Below are 15,789 nucleotides of genomic sequence, written 5' to 3'. Positions count from 1 at the left end.
ACTTGGAGGTGGTGGCCGGCCGGCCCCGACTGCTCAGGGCCGGCCGGCTGCCGATCAGACGTCTTCGACGGACGACGGCTCGCGGCGGGACAGGTCGATGCCCAGCTCCTCCGCGGCCCGGAAGACCTCGTCGTCGGTGTCGCGCAGCTCGATCGCCTGCCCGTCGCCGGAGAGCACCTCGACGTTGAGGCACAGCGACTGGAGCTCCTTGAGCAACACCTTGAACGACTCCGGGATGCCCGGCTCGGGGATGTTCTCGCCCTTGACGATCGCCTCGTACACCTTGACGCGGCCGAGGATGTCGTCGGACTTGATGGTGAGCAGCTCCTGCAGCGCGTAGGCCGCGCCGTAGGCCTGCATCGCCCAGCACTCCATCTCGCCGAAGCGCTGGCCACCGAACTGTGCCTTACCACCCAGCGGCTGCTGCGTGATCATCGAGTACGGGCCGGTCGACCGGGCGTGGATCTTGTCGTCGACCAGGTGCAGCAGCTTCAGGATGTAGACGTAGCCCACCGAGATCGGCTCGGGGAAGGGCTCCCCCGACCGGCCGTCGAACAGCCGCGCCTTGCCGGTCTCCTTGACCAGCCGGTCGCCGTCGCGGTTCGGGATCGTCGAGCCCAGGAGGCCGACGATCTCGTCCTCCTTGGCGCCGTCGAACACCGGGGTCGCGGTGCGGGTGCCGGGGGCCGCGGCCTTCGCCTTCTCGGGCAGGTTCTTCGCCCAGTCCGGGTCGCCGTCGACCTGCCAGCCCTGCTTGGCGACCCAGCCGAGGTGGGTCTCCAGGACCTGGCCGACGTTCATCCGGCCGGGCACGCCGAGCGGGTTGAGGACGATGTCCACCGGGGTGCCGTCCTCGAGGAACGGCATGTCCTCCTGCGGCAGGATCTTCGAGATGACGCCCTTGTTGCCGTGGCGTCCGGCGAGCTTGTCGCCGTCGGAGATCTTGCGCATCTGGGCGACGTAGACCCGGATCAGCTCGTTGACGCCGGCGGGCAGCTCGTCGCCGTCCTCGCGCGAGAACACGCGGACGCCGATGACCTTGCCGGACTCACCGTGCTTGACCTTCAGCGACGTGTCGCGCACCTCGCGGGCCTTCTCGCCGAAGATCGCCCGCAGCAGCCGCTCCTCGGGGGTCAGCTCGGTCTCGCCCTTGGGCGTGACCTTGCCGACGAGGATGTCGCCGGGGACCACCTCGGCACCGATGCGGATGATGCCGCGCTCGTCCAGGTCGGCGAGCACGTCCTCGGAGACGTTCGGGATGTCCCGGGTGATCTCCTCGGCACCGAGCTTGGTGTCGCGGGCGTCGACCTCGAACTCCTCGATGTGGATCGAGGACAGGACGTCGTCCTGCACGAGGCGCTGCGACAGGATGATCGCGTCCTCGTAGTTGTGGCCCTCCCACGGCATGAAGGCGACGAGCAGGTTCTTGCCCAGCGCCATCTCGCCCTCGTCGGTGCAGGGACCGTCGGCGATGACCTGGCCGACCTCGACGCGCTGGCCCTCGTCGACGACGGGGGTCTGGTTGATCGAGGTGCCCTGGTTCGAGCGGCGGAACTTCAGCAGCCGGTAGGTCTGCCGCGTCCCGTCGTCGGCCATGACCGTGACGTAGTCGGCGGTGGAGTCCTCGACCACACCGGCCTTCTCCGCCACGACGACGTCGCCGGCGTCGACGGCGGCACGCAGCTCCATGCCGGTACCGACCAGCGGGGCCTCGCTGCGCAGCAGCGGCACCGCCTGACGCTGCATGTTGGCGCCCATGAGCGCGCGGTTGGCGTCGTCGTGCTCGAGGAACGGGATCATCGCCGTCGCGACCGAGGTCATCTGCCGCGGCGAGACGTCCATGTAGTCCACGTTCTCGGGGGCGAGGTAGTCGACCTCACCGCCCTTGGTGCGGACCAGGACGCGCTCCTCGGCGAGGCGACCGGTCGCGTCGAGCGGCGAGTTGGCCTGCGCGACGACGAAGCGGTCCTCCTCGTCGGCGGTCAGGTAGTCGATCTGGGTGGTGACCTGGCCGTTCTCGACCTTCCGGTACGGCGTCTCGATGAAGCCGAACGCGTTCACCCGGCCGAACGAGGAGAGCGAGCCGATCAGGCCGATGTTCGGGCCTTCCGGCGTCTCGATCGGGCACATGCGGCCGTAGTGGCTCGGGTGGACGTCGCGGACCTCCATGCCGGCCCGCTCACGCGACAGACCACCCGGGCCCAGCGCCGACAGGCGGCGCTTGTGGGTCAGGCCCGCGAGCGGGTTGGTCTGGTCCATGAACTGGGACAGCTGGCTGGTGCCGAAGAACTCCTTGATGGAGGCGACGACCGGCCGGATGTTGATCAGGGTCTGCGGCGTGATCGCCTCGACGTCCTGGGTCGTCATCCGCTCGCGGACCACGCGCTCCATGCGGGAGAGGCCGACCCGGATCTGGTTCTGGATCAGCTCGCCGACGGTGCGCAGGCGGCGGTTGCCGAAGTGGTCGATGTCGTCGGTGCCGTGGTCGGGCTCGCCGGCGTGGAGGCGCACGACGTACTCGATCGTGGCGACGATGTCGTCCTCGGTCAGCGTCTGGGTGCCCTGCGGCACCTCGACGCCCAGCTTCTTGTTGACCTTGTAGCGGCCCACCTTGGCCAGGTCGTAGCGCTTGGGGTTGAAGAACAGGTTCTCCAGCAGCGCCTGCGCCGACTCACGCGTCGGCGGCTCGCCCGGCCGCAGCTTGCGGTAGATGTCGAGCAGGGCCTCGTCCTGCCCGGCGATGTGGTCCTTCTCCAGGGTGGCCAGGACGGTGGGCGACCACTGGAAGTGCTCGCGGATGCGGTCCTCGCCCCAGCCCAGGGCCTTGAGGAGCACGGTGACCGGCTGGCGGCGCTTGCGGTCGATCCGGACGCCGACGGTGTCGCGCTTGTCGACGTCGAACTCCAGCCACGCACCGCGGCTGGGGATGACCTTGGCGGAGAAGACGTCCTTGTCCGACGTCTTGTCCAGCGACTTGTCGAAGTAGACGCCCGGGCTGCGGACGAGCTGGGAGACGACGACGCGCTCGGTCCCGTTGATGACGAAGGTGCCCTTGTTCGTCATGATCGGGAAGTCGCCCATGAACACCGTCTGGCTCTTGATCTCGCCGGTGGTGTTGTTCATGAACTCGGCGGTGACGAACAGCGGCGCCGCGTAGGTCATGTCCTTGTCCTTGCACTCCTCGAGGGACGCCTTGACGTCCTCGAAGCGCGGGTTGGAGAAGGACAGCGACATCGAGCCGCTGAAGTCCTCGATCGGGGAGATCTCCTCGAGGATCTCGGCCAGGCCGCCGACGGCCGCGGCCTGCTCCTCGGGCGAGAGCGTGGCCCGCCACTCGGGGCTGCCGACCAGCCAGTCGAAGGACGCGGTCTGCAGGGCGAGCAGATCCGGGACCTCGAGCGGCTCGGAGATCTTGGCGAACGAGACGCGCAGCGGCGCGCCGGGGATCTTCTGCTGGTCGGCCTCGCCGGTGCGGGGGCCGTCCTGCGGAACCGGGGTGGTCTGGGTGCTACCCGATTCGGTGGTGCTGGGGTTGATGCTGGTGGGGCGAGAGCCTGCCAAGATGCGTCCTTCCAAGGACCTCACGACGTGCGGGCGGTGGGCTGCGGGGTCGTCCTGGGTCGTCGTCGGTGATGGCGAGGCTGTCCGCGACGGCCGCGATCGCCCGCTGCGACGGTCAGCGCGGGCGGCGCCCGGAGGATTCCCGGGGCACCCGTCGTGACCCGTCTCGGCGGGCAGGCAGTCAGAGGGCAGCGCAACAGGAGACCCTACCCCTGGTATTGCGCGATGTCCACGCGGGGGGTACCGGTGCGACCGGCACCACATCCCTGGACGCGCGGGCCGGGAGACCGGGCCGGCGGGGTGTGCGCCACGGCCATGATGCCAGCCGGCCGCCCCGGACGGGACCGCCACGCCGAGCCGGCCCCGTGCGCGGGCCTAGCTGGTGGTGAGCAGCGTCAGCTCGCTGATCTTCCACTTGCCGTCGACGGTGACCATCCGCAGCTGCACCGTCTGCACGCAGGACTGCGCCCCGTCGGCGGTCACCTGGCACTCGGAGCCCTCCGGCGGCTGCTGCGCGCCGCTGTTCACCGACTCGACGACGTACTGGCCGAACACCACGAGCGTCGCGGTGTCCTGCGCGTCGTTGATCTGCTGGAGGCCGACGTCGTTGACCTCGTAGCTGGTGGTGGCCGACACCTGCTCGTAGGTGTCGATGATCCCGCCCTGCAGGTCCCGCTCGTACTGCTCGCGGAGCTCGCCGGTGAGGACGGCGAGCTTGCCCTGGACGCTGCCCTCGGAGTCGCCGTAGTCGTAGGCGTAGAGCGCCTGCACGCCCTCGCGGGCGGCCGCGACCACCGACGCGTCGACGTAGCGTGGGTCCAGCCGCTGCCACAGCAGGGTGCCCGCGCCGGCTGCGGCCAGCAGGCAGAGCAGCGCCAGCACGGCGACCGCCGTCCGGCCGGGTCGGCGGCCGGCCGGGGCGCTGGCGCTCCTCCGGCCGCGCGCCGCCGCCGGTGCGGCGCGGTGGCCCGGGGCGGCGCCGGGGGCGCCGTCCTCGCGGTCGCGGCGGCTGCCCGCCACCCGGGGCCGGGGGCTGGGCCGGGCGCCCGGCGTGGGCCGCGGGCGGGCGGTGGGACGCGGCCGGTCCTCGGATGTCTGGCTCACGCGGTGCTCACCCTCCCCGGATGGCCGACAGCAGCCACCGGTCGTCGACCTTCGCCAGCTCGACCTCGATCCGGTAGCGCAGGACCTGGGCCTGCTCGGCGGCGTTGCTCCGCTGCGTGGACTCGATGACCAGCAGAGCCACCGCGTCGTCCTCGTCGGCCCGGGTGATGCCGGCCCCGACGACCTCCGTGCTCACCACGGCCTCGGACTCGGTGATCTGCTGCCGCCGGGCGTCCAGCTGGGCGATCGTCTCCGCGCCCAGTTCCTCGGTGGCCACCTGCTCGATCTGCCGGATGTCGTCGTCGAGCGCCACGTGGTCGAAGGACGTCAGGTCCACCACGTGCGCACGGGCCGCCTGGAGCGCGTCGACGTAGTCGCCGGTCCGGATCGCCGAGGGCTCGGGCCGGGTGAACCACAGGAAGGCCGCCGCCGCGAGCAGCAGGACGAGCAGCGCACCGAGCAGCGGCACCACCGGGACGGCCGGCCGGGCCCGGTCCCGCGCCGCGGCGGTCGGCCCCGTCCCCGCGGCGTCGTCGTCGGCGGGGGAGGTCGGGGCGGCGCTCCCGGCCCGGTCACCCTCGGGCGCTCGGGCCCGTACGTCACTGGTCACCTGCGCATCCTCCTCTGTCGTCTCGTCGGATCGGCTCGCGGCGCACCGCGGATCAGCCGTTCGGGGCAGGTGGGCTCAGGCGGTGGTGCGGGAGAAGGGGTTGGCGTGCAGCAGGTCGCCGAGCAGCTCGTCGAGGCCGGCGAGGACCGGCGGCCGGGTGCCCCCGCCGCTCTGCGGCCCGGAGCCCGCCACGCCACCGGAGCGGCCGATGTTCTGCTCGCCGCGGATGTTGGATCCGGTCTCGTCCGCGTCGTCGCCCGGGTTCGGGTCGACCCCGTCCACGACCCGGCAGCGGACGGCCCCGGTGTCCAGGGCCTGGACGGCCCCCGGACCGGAGAGCTCCCCGGTGGAGACGTAGCCGCTGGTGCAGGGATGCGGATCTCCGGCGTTGAGGACGAAGCCGAAGTGCGCGCGCATCGTGCCGCCGTCGTTGCGGACGACGGTGAAGCCACCGGAGACCACGTCCGGGTAGGTGACCAGCAGCTGCTCGACCCCGTCGAGCCGCGGGATCGTCACCCCGTTGAGGACGTCGAGGTTGCGGATCAGCGGACCGAGCCCCGGCCCGGCCTCCTCGACCAGCCGCTGCAGCGCCTCGCCGGCGTCGGGGGCGTTGACCAGCAGGCCGCGCAGGTCGGCGTCGCTCTGCACCAGCGTGTCGCTGACCAGCCGCAGGTCGGCCGCCCACTGCTCGATCGCCGAGCGGCTGTCGATCTGGGTCTGCAGGACCGTCCGGCCGTCGGTGATGAGCCGGAGCGTCTCCGGCAGCGACTCCTGGGCGCGGCCGAGCAGGAGGTCGCCGTTGTCGATCAGCCGGCCGAGGTCGTCACCCGCTCCGGCGAAGGCCCGGCCGAGCTCGTCGACGACGATCCGCAGGTTCTCCTCGTCCAGGGAGCCGACCAGCTCGTCGACGTTGAGCAGCAGCTGCTCGACCGGCACCGGGATGGCGGTGCGGTCCTGCGGGATGACCGCACCGTCGGCCAGGTAGGGGCCCTCCTCGTCGTCGGGCACCAGGTTCACGTACTGCTCCCCCACCGCGCTGCGGGTGGCCACCACCGCCGCGGTGTCCGCGGGGATGGGCGCGGCGTCCGGCTCGATGGTGAGCGTCACGCGGACGCCGTCGTCGACCAGCTCCATGTCGCTGACCCGGCCCACGGAGACCCCGCGGTAGGTGACCTCGGCGTTGACGAAGATGCCGCCGGAGTCCCGGAAGTCGGCGGCCACCTCGTAGCCGGTGCCGAGCAGCAGGCGGTCCAGGCCCACGTACTTGAACCCGAGGTAGGCCATGCCCAGGACGGCGACCATCGCGAAGGCGGCCAGCTGCAGCTTCGTGGTGCGGGTGATCACGGTCGGCCTCCCAGCAGGTCGGGCAGGCCGACGATGCCGCCCTGGCCCGGCACCCGGCCGACGATGCCCTCGGGCAGCAGCGCACCGAGCCCGGCCCGCTGCCCCGGCTCGGGCGCGGCCGCGCCCCCGCCGGTGCCGCCGGCCCCGTTGCCGGGCGGGGTGCCCGGGACGCCGCACTGCTCACCGGTGAAGTCGTCGGGCGCCCGCTCCTCGAGGGCGCCGGTGACCGGGTCCACGAAGTAGCGGCAGAGGACCTCGGTGAGGTCGAGGTCCAGCGTGGCGGTCATGTTCGTGAACAACCCGTAGCCGCCGGTCCGCAGGTCCTGCCGGTAGTTCAGCGCCGGCAGCGAGCTGGCGGGGAACGGGTAGGTCAGCAGCAGGTCCAGCGAGCCGGCCAGGTCGGGGCCGGCGGCGGCCAGCTGGGTGAGGATCGGCTGGAGCAGCTGCAGGTCGGCGACGGTGTTCGCGCCCGCCTGGTCGATGATCCGGGTGCCGACGTCCCCGAGCCGGTCGAGGCTGTCGAGCATCGACACCAGCAGGTCGCGCTGCTCGTCGACCACGTCCAGGCCCGGGCCGATGGTGTCCAGCGCCGTCTCGATGGTCTGCGTCCGCCCCGCCAGGCCGGCGGCCAGCGCGTCGACGCTGTCCAGGGCCCGGTTGATCTCGTCCTTCTGCTGGTCCAGCCCGCCGATGAAGGTGTCCAGCTGCTCCAGGGTGCTGCGGATCGCCGACTCGCGGCCCTCGAGCGCGATCCCGAGCTCCCGGGTGATCGTCTGCAGCTGGCTGAGCCCACCGCCGTTGAGCACCAGGGACAGCGCGCCGAGCAGCTCCTCCACCTCGACGTTGCGGTTCGTGCGATCCAGCTCGATCCGGGCGCCGTCCGCCAGGCTGCCGCTGGGCTCCTCGTTGCCCGGGGGCGCCAGCTCGACGAACTTCTCCCCCAGCAGCGAGGTCTGGCCGATCATCGCGACGGCGTTGGCCGGGAGCTCCACGTCGCCGTTGACCGAGACGGTCACCAGCGCGGTCCAGTCGTCCGCCAGCTCGATCTCCTCCACCCGGCCGACCGGCACGTCGGCGACCCGGACACCGGACTGGGGCACCAGGTCGAGCACGTCGAGGAACTCCACCTGCACGGTGTAGGGCTCGTCGCCGAGGTCGGCTCCGCCGGGCAGCCCGACGGAGTACGCGCCGCGGAAGCCGCAGCCGGTCAGCAGCACGAGGGCGCCGGTCAGGGCGGTCGCCCGCACGAGGGCCCGGGTCATCGCTGTCCTCCCGAGATCTCCGGCACGCCGATGAGCGAGCCGCCGGTCCGGCCGCCGCCCGAGCCACCCCCGAACAGCGTGGTGAGCAGCTCCTGCAGGTCGGAGACCCCGTTGCCGTTGACGTCGTCCAGGACGCCGTCGGCGTCGGCGTCCCCGGACAGCAGCCGGGTGCAGATCTGCTCGATCGGCGGCAGCTGCAGGCCCTGGGTCAGCGGATCGGTGAGCACGTCCGGGACCAGGTCGAGGTCCAGCTGCAGCCGCCCGGTCGCGCCCAGGATCTGGCAGACGATGATCTCGGGGCTCGTGGCCCCCAGCGAGTTGTCCCGGGTGTCCAGGGTCCCGTAGTCGGGGTTGTAGGCGTGCGCCAGGTTGCCCAGCGCGGCGGGCGCGACGTCCAGCACCTCCGCCAGCGCGTCCCGCTGCTGGACCAGGGCGAGGGTGACGTCGGCCAGCCGGTCGACGTTGGTGCGCAGCAGGTCGGTGTTGTCCTGCACGAAGCCGGCGACCTCCCCCAGCGCCTGCGACAGCAACTGGATCGCCGTGGCCAGATCCTCCCGCTCCCCCTCCAGCAGGTCGGCGACGGCCGCGAGGTCCTGGTTGAACCGGCCGACCTGGGCGTCGATGGTGGCCAGCGCGCTGGTGAACGTCTGCAGGTTCTCCACCGAGTCGAACAGCCCGTCGCGGTTGGTCGCCAGCGTCTCGACCGCCTGCGAGAAGCCGGTCAGCGTGCGGTTGAGGTCGTCCCCGGTGCCGCTCAGGTTGGCCGCCCCGACGTCGACGAGGTCCGCCAGCGCGCCGTTCTCGTTCGCCCCGGTCGGGCCGAGCGCCGCCGAGAGCTCGTCCAGGGCGCCGTACACCGCGTCCAGCTCCACCGGCGTCGCCGTCCGCTCGACCGGCACCTCGGCGCGGTGCTCCATCGTCGCGCCGCCGTCGTAGACGGGGGCGAACTGCACGTACCGGTCGGAGACCAGCGAGGGCGCCAGCACCACGGCGATGGCGTCGGCCGGGATGTCGTAGTCCTCGTCGATCTCCATCTGCACGCGCACCCGGTCACCCGCCGGGCGGACGTCGGTGATCTGACCGACGTCGATGCCGAGGATCCGGACGTCGGACCCCGCGTAGAGGCCGACCGTCTGCGCGAACCAGGCGGTCACCCGGTACTGGCCCGCGGGCTTGAGCACCGTCCAGCCCAGCGCGCCGACGAGGACCAGCGCAGCGGCCAGGGCGACCCCGCGCTGCAGCGAGCCGCTCATCAGTTGCCCTCCTGGCAGGAGACCGGCAGGCCGACCACGCCGGGCCCGCCGGGCCCGCCGCACACGATGCTGCCGACGACGCCGGGCAGCAGGTTGTCGACGAAGCTGTCGAACCACCGCCCGTTGCCCAGGGTGTTGGTGAACACCCGGACGAACGGGGCGAGGTTGTCGACGGTCTCGGCGAGGTTGGCCCGGTTGCGCGCGAGGATGTCGGTCACCCGGGACAGCTGCTGCAGCGCCGGCGTGAGCGCCGCGCGGTTGTCGGCCACCAGCCCGGACAGCTGCGTGGACAGCTGCTGGGTGCTGGTGAGGACGGAGTCGATCAGCGCCCGCCGCTCCTGGACCTCGGCGAGCAGCGTGTTCGAGTCCAGGATCAGCCGGGTGAACTCACCGTTGCGGTCGGCCAGCACGTCGGTCACCGTCCGGGTGGCCGACAGCAGCTCCTGCAGCTGGGCGTCCCGCGAGGCGATGGTGTCCGAGAGCCGCGCCAGGCCCTGCAGCGAGGCGCGGACCTCCTCCGGGGTCTCCGCGAAGGTCTCGGCCAGCACCTCGAAGGAGCCGGCCAGCTGCGCGGTGTCGAGGTCCTCGACCGTCGTGGACAGGTCGGCGAAGGCCTCGACGACGTCGTAGGGCGACGCCGTGCGCTCCAGCGGGATCCGCTCGCCGGGATCCAGCGCCGTGGCGCCGCGGGGCACCAGGGCCAGGTACTTCGCCCCCAGCACCGTCTCGATCTTGATGGCCGCCTCCGACCGGTCGCCCACGAAGGCATCCGTGACCCGGAACTCGACCGTGACCGCGCCGTCCTCGAGCGACAGCTCCTCGACGCTGCCGACCTTCACCCCGGCCACGCGCACCGGGTCGTCGGGCTGCAGCCCGGCCGCCTCGGAGAACTGCGCCCGGTAGACGGTGCCACCGCCGATGAGCGGTAGGGATTGCGCGTTGAACGCCAGGAGCACCAGTGCGGTGATCACCGTCAGGCTGACCGCGCCGATCGTCACCGGGTTCCGGTCCCGGAAGGGACGGGACTGGCGGGCCATCAGCTGCACCCCCGCTCGCCGTTGCGCAGGCCACCGGTCGGCATCTCGACGGCGTTCTCGGTCCCGTCGGGGTTGCTCACCGGGAGGACGACGTTGCCCGAGGCCCCGCACAGGAAGAAGTTGAACCAGCTGCCGTTCACCGCGGTGCGGGTGACCAGGTCGATCTTCGTCGGCGCGAGCTGCAGGAAGTCCTCGAGGACGTCGCCGCTGTCGGCCAGGGTGGTCGAGAGGGCGCCGAGGCCCTGGATGTCGGCGGCGAGCGGGGCCCGCACGTCGACCAGCAGGTCGGTGGTCGCCCGGGCCAGCCCGTCGATGGTCTGCAGCGAGTCGAAGATCGCCTCGCTGTCGCCGGCCAGGCCGGTCACGAACTGCTGCAGGCTGACGACCAGCCCCGACAGCTCTTCGTCCCGGGCGGCCACGCTGCCCAGCACGGTGGACAGGTTCTCGATCACGCTGCCGATCACGGCGTCCTTGTCGGCCAGCGAGTCGCTCAGCGACGCGATGTGCGACAGCAGGCTCTGCACCGTGCCGCCCTCCCCCTGGAAGACCTGGATGATCTCGAACGACAGCCGGTTCACGTCCGCCGGGGAGAGCGCCTGCAGCAGCGGCTGGAACCCGCCGAACAGCGTGGTGAGGTCCAGCGCGGGCGTGGTACGGGCCAGCGGGATGAGCGCGTCCTCCTCGAGGGCGCGCCCGGCCGAGCCGTCGCCCTCCTCCAGCACGACGTACCGCTGGCCGACCAGGTTGCGGTAGCGGATGGTGGCCTCGACCCCGGCCGGCAGCGGCACGTCGGCGCTGACCTCCAGCCCCACCTCCGCGACCGGGCGGTCGGTCGCCTCGGCCAGCTCGATGCCGGTCACCTGGCCCACCCGGACGCCGGCGATGCGGACCTCGTCGCCCTCCACCAGGCCGGCCACGTCGGTGAACTGGGCCCGGTACTCCCGCTGCTCGCCGTAGCCGGCGTTGGTGATGGTGCTGATCAGCACGTAGCTGGCCAGCACGGTGACCAGGCCGAACACCACCAGCTTGGTGAGCGGGGCCGCCAGCCCGCGCAGCGCCCCCCTCATCGGAGCGCCACCTGGGTCCCGCGCAGCAGCGGCGCCATCGTCGCGGCCGCGAGGTCGGAGACCTCGGTCGGTTCGGTCCCGGTCTGGTAGGCGAGGATGCTCCGCACGAAGTCCAGCTCCGCTGTCGATCCGGCGAGGTCGTAGGGCAGGGACCTGCCCGCCGTCGGGTTGGGCTCCCCCGCGCCCTCGGGCACGTCGTCGGGGCCGCGGCCGCCGAGGCAGACCGGGTTGCCCGAGAACGGGTTGTCGCGCGAGTCGACGCCGTCCTCCGGGGGTGTCGGGCAGTAGTACTCGCCGCGCTCAGCCGCCCGGATGAGCCCGTCGATGTCGTCGAGGCCCTGGCAGTCCGGCCCGCTCCGGTCCAGGTACGCCGGCTGGTCACCGGGCAGGTAGGGGTTGCGCGGCGGCAGGGCGACCACGATGTTCAGGTTCAGCGCGGGGTCACCGTCGGCGCCGAACGCCTCGCTGATCATCGGGTTGAACCGGGTGAGGCCGTCGAGCAGGCACGGGTAGACCGGCGAGTACTCGGCGAAGACGCCCAGCACCGGCCGGGAGGTCTCGGCGAGGGAGATGATGTTCCGCTCGTTGGCCTCCAGGAAGCCCGCGGTCACGTCCCCGGCAGACCGGCCCACGGTGAAGGTCCGGCGCAGCTGCTCGGACTGGTCGACCAGCGTCGTGCTGGTGACGGCCAGGTTGTCCAGCACCGCCAGCAGGTCGTCGGAGGCGGACTCGTAGGTGTCGGCGAAGTCTGCGAGGCCGGAGATGTCGGCCTGCAGCTGCGGCAGCACGGTGTTCAGCTCCCCGGCGTACTCCCCGACCGCCGCCAGGTTGGCGCCCAGCCGGTCCCCCCGGCCGCGCAGTGCGTCGGCGACCGCCCCGAGCGTGTAGGAGATGTCCTGCGGCTCCACGGCCTGCAGCAGCGGCAGCAGGCCGTCGATCACGCGCTGCAGCTCGATGGCGTTCTCGCTGCGGTCCTGGCCGATGACGTCGCCGTCGGCCAGCCGCTCGGCGGTGGGCTGCTCGGGCAGCTCCAGGGAGACGAACCGCTCGCCGAACAGCGTCTTCGGCAGCAGCCGGGCGGTGACGTCGGCCGGGATCTGCTCGAGGTACTCCGGCTTGATGGCCAGCTCGATGACGGCGCCGCCCATCCCGGTCCGGACCTCGCGGACGTCGCCCACGATGACGCCGCGCACCTTGACGTCGGAGGCCTCCTGGAGCTGGTTGCCGACCGTGTCGGCCTCCAGCGTCACGCGGGCGACCTCGGTGAACGCCTTCTGGTAGGTGGCCACCGCCAGCCCGAGCAGGAGGGCCAGGACGACCAGGAAGGCCAGCCCCTGCAGCCGTCGCCGCACGACCGCACCCCGGTTGCTGTTCATCGCTCGACTCCGGACTCGTTCCGCTCCTCGGTCGCTGGCGCTCCCTGCGATGCTCGCTCGCCCGTCGTTCTCGTGGTCATCCCGCGCTCACCCCGCGATCCGCACGGTCGTCGTCGAACCCCAGATGGCCAGGGACAGGAACAGGTCGATGACCATCACCGCCACGATGGAGAAGCGCACCGCCCGGCCCACCGCGAGCCCCACGCCGGCGGGGCCGCCGCCGGCGCGGAAGCCGTAGTAGCAGTGGCTCAGGATGATGACCACGGCGAAGACCAGGACCTTGAGGAACGACCAGAAGACGTCCTGCGGCGGCAGGAACAGGTTGAAGTAGTGGTCGTAGGTGCCGGTCGACTGCCCGTAGGCCTGGGTGGTGATGGTGCGGGTGGCGAAGTAGCTGCTCAGCAGCCCGAGCACGTACAGCGGGACGACGGCGACGAAGCCGGCGACGATCCGCGTGGTGACGAGGAACGGCAGGGACGGCACGCCCATGACCTCGAGCGCGTCGATCTCCTCGTTGATCCGCATGGCGCCGATCTGGGCGGTGAAGCCGCACCCGACCGTCGCCGAGAGCGCCAGCCCGGCCACCAGCGGGGCGATCTCCCGGGTGTTGAAGTAGGCCGAGAGGAAGCCGGTGAACGCCGACGTGCCGAGCTGGTCGAGGGCCGCGTAGCCCTGGAGCCCGACCTCGGTCCCGGTGAAGAAGGACAGGAACGCGATGACGCCGACCGTGCCGCCGATGACGGCCAGCGCGCCGGAGCCGAAGGTGACCTCGGCGAGCAGCCGGAAGGTCTCCCGCTTGTAGCGGCGCAGCGTGCGCGGCACCCAGCCCAGCGCCCGCCCGTAGAAGCCGAGCTGGTCGCCGAGGTCGTCGAGGGTGTCCAGCGGCCGCCGGTAGACGGTGCGCGCGACCCGGCGCGCGCGCACCCGGATGCGGTCGGCCGGTGAGAGGAGGGCCATCACGCCCCCTTCGGGGGGACGAGCTGGAAGTACAGCGCCGTCATCACGAAGTTGACCGCGAACAGCAGCAGGAACGTGATGACCACCGACTGGTTCACCGCGTCGCCCACGCCCTTGGGCCCACCGCCGGCGTTGAGCCCCTTGTAGGCGGCCACGATGCCGGCGATCAACCCGAAGACCAGCGCCTTGATCTCACCGGACCAGAAGTCCTCGACCTGCGCGAGGGCGCTGAAGGAGGCCAGGTAGGCGCCGGGGGTGCCGCCCTGGAGGACGACGTTGAAGAAGTACCCGCCGGCGACACCGACGACGCTGACCAGGCCGTTGAGCAGCACCGCCACCAGCATCGCGCCCAGGACGCGCGGCACCACCAGCCGCTGGATCGGGCTGATGCCCAGGACCTCCATGGCGTCGATCTCGTCGCGGATCTTGCGAGCGCCCAGGTCGGCGCAGATGGCCGAGCCACCGGCGCCGGCGATGAGCAGCGCGGTGACGATCGGGCTGGCCTCGCGGAGGACGGCGAGGACCGAGGCCGAGCCGGTGAAGGACTGCGCGCCCAGCTGCCGGGTCAGCGACCCCAGCTGCAGGGCGATGACCGCGCCGAAGGGGATCGCGACCAGCGCCGTCGGCAGGATGGTGACGCTGGCGACGAACCAGGTCTGCTGGATGAACTCGCGGACCTGGAACGGCCGCTTGGGCAGGGCCCGCAGCACGTCGAGCGCGAAGGCGAACAGGTTGCCGCTGGCGGCCAGGGGCCGGGTCGGCGAGTACTTCCCGTCGAGCAGCCCCGGGGCCTTCGGCCCGTCGGTGGCGGTCACCCGGCACCGCCGGGCCGCGGCAGCACGGCCGTGGCGGCCGGGCCGCCCGGGACGGCGCCGGGCTCGGGAGCCCAGTGCCGGCCACCCGCGCCGCGGGTCGGGGTGAACGCGCCGGCGTCGGCCTGCGCGAGGAGGTCGGCGGGCAGGGAGGTCCGGATCGCCTCGGCCGTGGCCGGGTCGAACTCGTGCAGCATGCGGGCGACCCGCTCCTGCCGGCGGCGCACCGCCCGGCGCTCCGGGAGGCCGGGCGAGGGGTCCAGCTGCGGCGGGACGGCGTCCCCACCGCTGGCGCCCTTGGGCCCGATGCCGTTGTGCTGGTCGCCACCGCGGGCCTCCAGGGCCGCCATCTCCGCCTCGACCTGGGCGACGTCCTTCTCCTCGCTCATCCCGATCGGCCCCTCGCGGCGGCCGTTGAGGAACTGGCGGACGACCGGCTCCTGGGAGGTGAGCAGCTGCTCGCGCGGGCCGAACATGGCCAGGTGGCGGCGGAAGAGCAGGCCGAGGTTGTCGGGCACGGTGCGGGCGGTGCCGATGTCGTGCGTGACGATCAGGAAGGTGGCGTCGATCTGCGCGTTGAGGTCGACGATCAGCTGGTTGAGGTAGGCGACGCGCACCGGGTCGAGGCCGGAGTCCGGCTCGTCGAACAGGATGATCTCGGGGTCGAGCACCAGGGCGCGGGCCAGGCCGGCGCGCTTGCGCATCCCGCCGGAGATCTCGCCGGGGAGCTTCCCCTCGGCGCCCTGCAGACCGACCATGTCCATCTTCTCGAGGACGATCCGGCGGACCTCGGACTCGCTCTTCCTGGTGTGCTCGCGCAGCGGGAAGGCGATGTTGTCGAACAGGTTCATCGAGCCGAAGAGCGCGCCGTCCTGGAACAGCACGCCGAAGAGCTTCCGCACCTCGTAGAGGCGGGACTCGCTGGTCCGCACGATGTCGGTGTCGGAGATGACGATCGAGCCCTTCTCGGGCTTGAGCAGGCCGACCAGTGACTTGAGGAACACCGACTTGCCGGTGCCGGACGGCCCGAGCAGCACCGAGATCTCCCCGGGCGGGAGCGTGAGCGTGACGTCGCTCCAGATGTTCTGGCTGCCGAACGACTTGGTCAGCCCCGAGACCTCGACTGCGACGCCCACCTGTCCCCCGCCTCCTGCTCCGGCTGCCCCGCCGGTTCCCCGCCCGCCGCGCTGGCGGGCCCCGGCAGTGCGCGGCACCTCGATCACCTCCTGCTCCGGAGGTGATCACCGCGCATCACTACTGCTCAGTAACGAACGCGTCGGCGGAAGGTTACGTGTGTCACGGAGTTCCGGTGACCCCCGTCTCCCCTTAGGGGTGGGAGTTCACCCGGACATGCGACAGGGGCCGCCCTCCTCCGGAGGACGGCCCCTGTGCGGTTCCCCGGTCGC

Annotated in this window: 12 protein-coding genes; all 12 read right to left on the bottom strand. The window is 72.0% G+C overall.

Features of this window, described 5'->3' with window-relative positions; genetic code table 11:
• Nucleotides 1-54 precede the first annotated feature (54 nt).
• On the bottom strand, nucleotides 55-3,561 hold the full coding sequence (gene rpoB, locus ACI790_RS08845; RefSeq protein ID WP_456569422.1) for a DNA-directed RNA polymerase subunit beta: 3,507 nt from the start codon (nucleotides 3,559-3,561) through the stop codon (nucleotides 55-57).
• A gap of 375 nt (nucleotides 3,562-3,936) precedes the next feature.
• On the bottom strand, nucleotides 3,937-4,665 hold the full coding sequence (locus ACI790_RS08840; RefSeq protein WP_456569421.1) for a hypothetical protein: 729 nt from the start codon (nucleotides 4,663-4,665) through the stop codon (nucleotides 3,937-3,939).
• A gap of 7 nt (nucleotides 4,666-4,672) precedes the next feature.
• Nucleotides 4,673-5,275 (bottom strand): hypothetical protein, encoded by a 603-nt coding sequence (locus ACI790_RS08835; protein ID WP_456569420.1) that lies wholly within the window; start codon nucleotides 5,273-5,275, stop codon nucleotides 4,673-4,675.
• Nucleotides 5,276-5,350: 75 nt separating this feature from the next.
• Entirely contained in the window at nucleotides 5,351-6,619 is a 1,269-nt protein-coding gene (locus tag ACI790_RS08830) for an MCE family protein (RefSeq protein WP_456569419.1), read from the bottom strand.
• Entirely contained in the window at nucleotides 6,616-7,881 is a 1,266-nt protein-coding gene (locus ACI790_RS08825) for an MCE family protein (RefSeq protein WP_456569418.1), read from the bottom strand. Before ACI790_RS08825 ends, ACI790_RS08830 begins: the two co-directional genes overlap by 4 nt.
• On the bottom strand, nucleotides 7,878-9,134 hold the full coding sequence (locus ACI790_RS08820; RefSeq protein WP_456569417.1) for an MCE family protein: 1,257 nt from the start codon (nucleotides 9,132-9,134) through the stop codon (nucleotides 7,878-7,880). Before ACI790_RS08820 ends, ACI790_RS08825 begins: the two co-directional genes overlap by 4 nt.
• On the bottom strand, nucleotides 9,134-10,171 hold the full coding sequence (locus ACI790_RS08815; RefSeq protein ID WP_456569416.1) for an MCE family protein: 1,038 nt from the start codon (nucleotides 10,169-10,171) through the stop codon (nucleotides 9,134-9,136). The genes ACI790_RS08820 and ACI790_RS08815 overlap by 1 nt, the downstream gene beginning before the upstream one ends.
• Nucleotides 10,171-11,238, bottom strand: coding sequence for an MCE family protein (locus ACI790_RS08810; protein WP_456569415.1), 1,068 nt, complete (start codon nucleotides 11,236-11,238; stop codon nucleotides 10,171-10,173). The genes ACI790_RS08815 and ACI790_RS08810 overlap by 1 nt, the downstream gene beginning before the upstream one ends.
• Complete coding sequence (locus tag ACI790_RS08805; protein WP_456569414.1) at nucleotides 11,235-12,614, bottom strand: MCE family protein; 1,380 nt, start codon at nucleotides 12,612-12,614, stop codon at nucleotides 11,235-11,237. Before ACI790_RS08805 ends, ACI790_RS08810 begins: the two co-directional genes overlap by 4 nt.
• A gap of 87 nt (nucleotides 12,615-12,701) precedes the next feature.
• A complete protein-coding gene (locus ACI790_RS08800; RefSeq protein ID WP_456569413.1) occupies nucleotides 12,702-13,571 on the bottom strand; it encodes an MlaE family ABC transporter permease in 870 nt (289 codons plus the stop codon).
• Nucleotides 13,571-14,386 carry an MlaE family ABC transporter permease gene (locus ACI790_RS08795; RefSeq protein ID WP_456569412.1) on the bottom strand — a complete coding sequence of 272 codons (816 nt, stop codon included), beginning with the start codon at nucleotides 14,384-14,386 and terminating at the stop codon, nucleotides 13,571-13,573. Before ACI790_RS08795 ends, ACI790_RS08800 begins: the two co-directional genes overlap by 1 nt.
• The gene (locus tag ACI790_RS08790; protein ID WP_456569411.1) at nucleotides 14,383-15,519 is read right to left on the bottom strand and encodes an ABC transporter ATP-binding protein; all 1,137 of its coding nucleotides are present in this window, start codon (nucleotides 15,517-15,519) and stop codon (nucleotides 14,383-14,385) included. The genes ACI790_RS08795 and ACI790_RS08790 overlap by 4 nt, the downstream gene beginning before the upstream one ends.
• Between the last annotated feature and the right edge of the window lie 270 nt (nucleotides 15,520-15,789).

It is taken from the genome of Blastococcus sp. SYSU DS0539 (assembly GCF_054050855.1).
Note: the sequence above shows the minus strand (reverse complement) of the source record. Positions and strands in the feature narration are given on the sequence as shown.

What these genes read in the sequence shown, in the direction of transcription:
- ACI790_RS08800 (WP_456569413.1), bottom strand. Translation starts at nt 13,571, where the DNA reads ATGGCCCTCCTCTCACCGGCCGACCGCATCCGGGTGCGCGCGCGCCGG.
- ACI790_RS08825 (WP_456569418.1), bottom strand. Translation starts at nt 7,881, where the DNA reads ATGACCCGGGCCCTCGTGCGGGCGACCGCCCTGACCGGCGCCCTCGTG.
- ACI790_RS08815 (WP_456569416.1), bottom strand. Translation starts at nt 10,171, where the DNA reads ATGGCCCGCCAGTCCCGTCCCTTCCGGGACCGGAACCCGGTGACGATC.
- ACI790_RS08820 (WP_456569417.1), bottom strand. Translation starts at nt 9,134, where the DNA reads ATGAGCGGCTCGCTGCAGCGCGGGGTCGCCCTGGCCGCTGCGCTGGTC.
- ACI790_RS08810 (WP_456569415.1), bottom strand. Translation starts at nt 11,238, where the DNA reads ATGAGGGGGGCGCTGCGCGGGCTGGCGGCCCCGCTCACCAAGCTGGTG.
- ACI790_RS08805 (WP_456569414.1), bottom strand. Translation starts at nt 12,614, where the DNA reads ATGAACAGCAACCGGGGTGCGGTCGTGCGGCGACGGCTGCAGGGGCTG.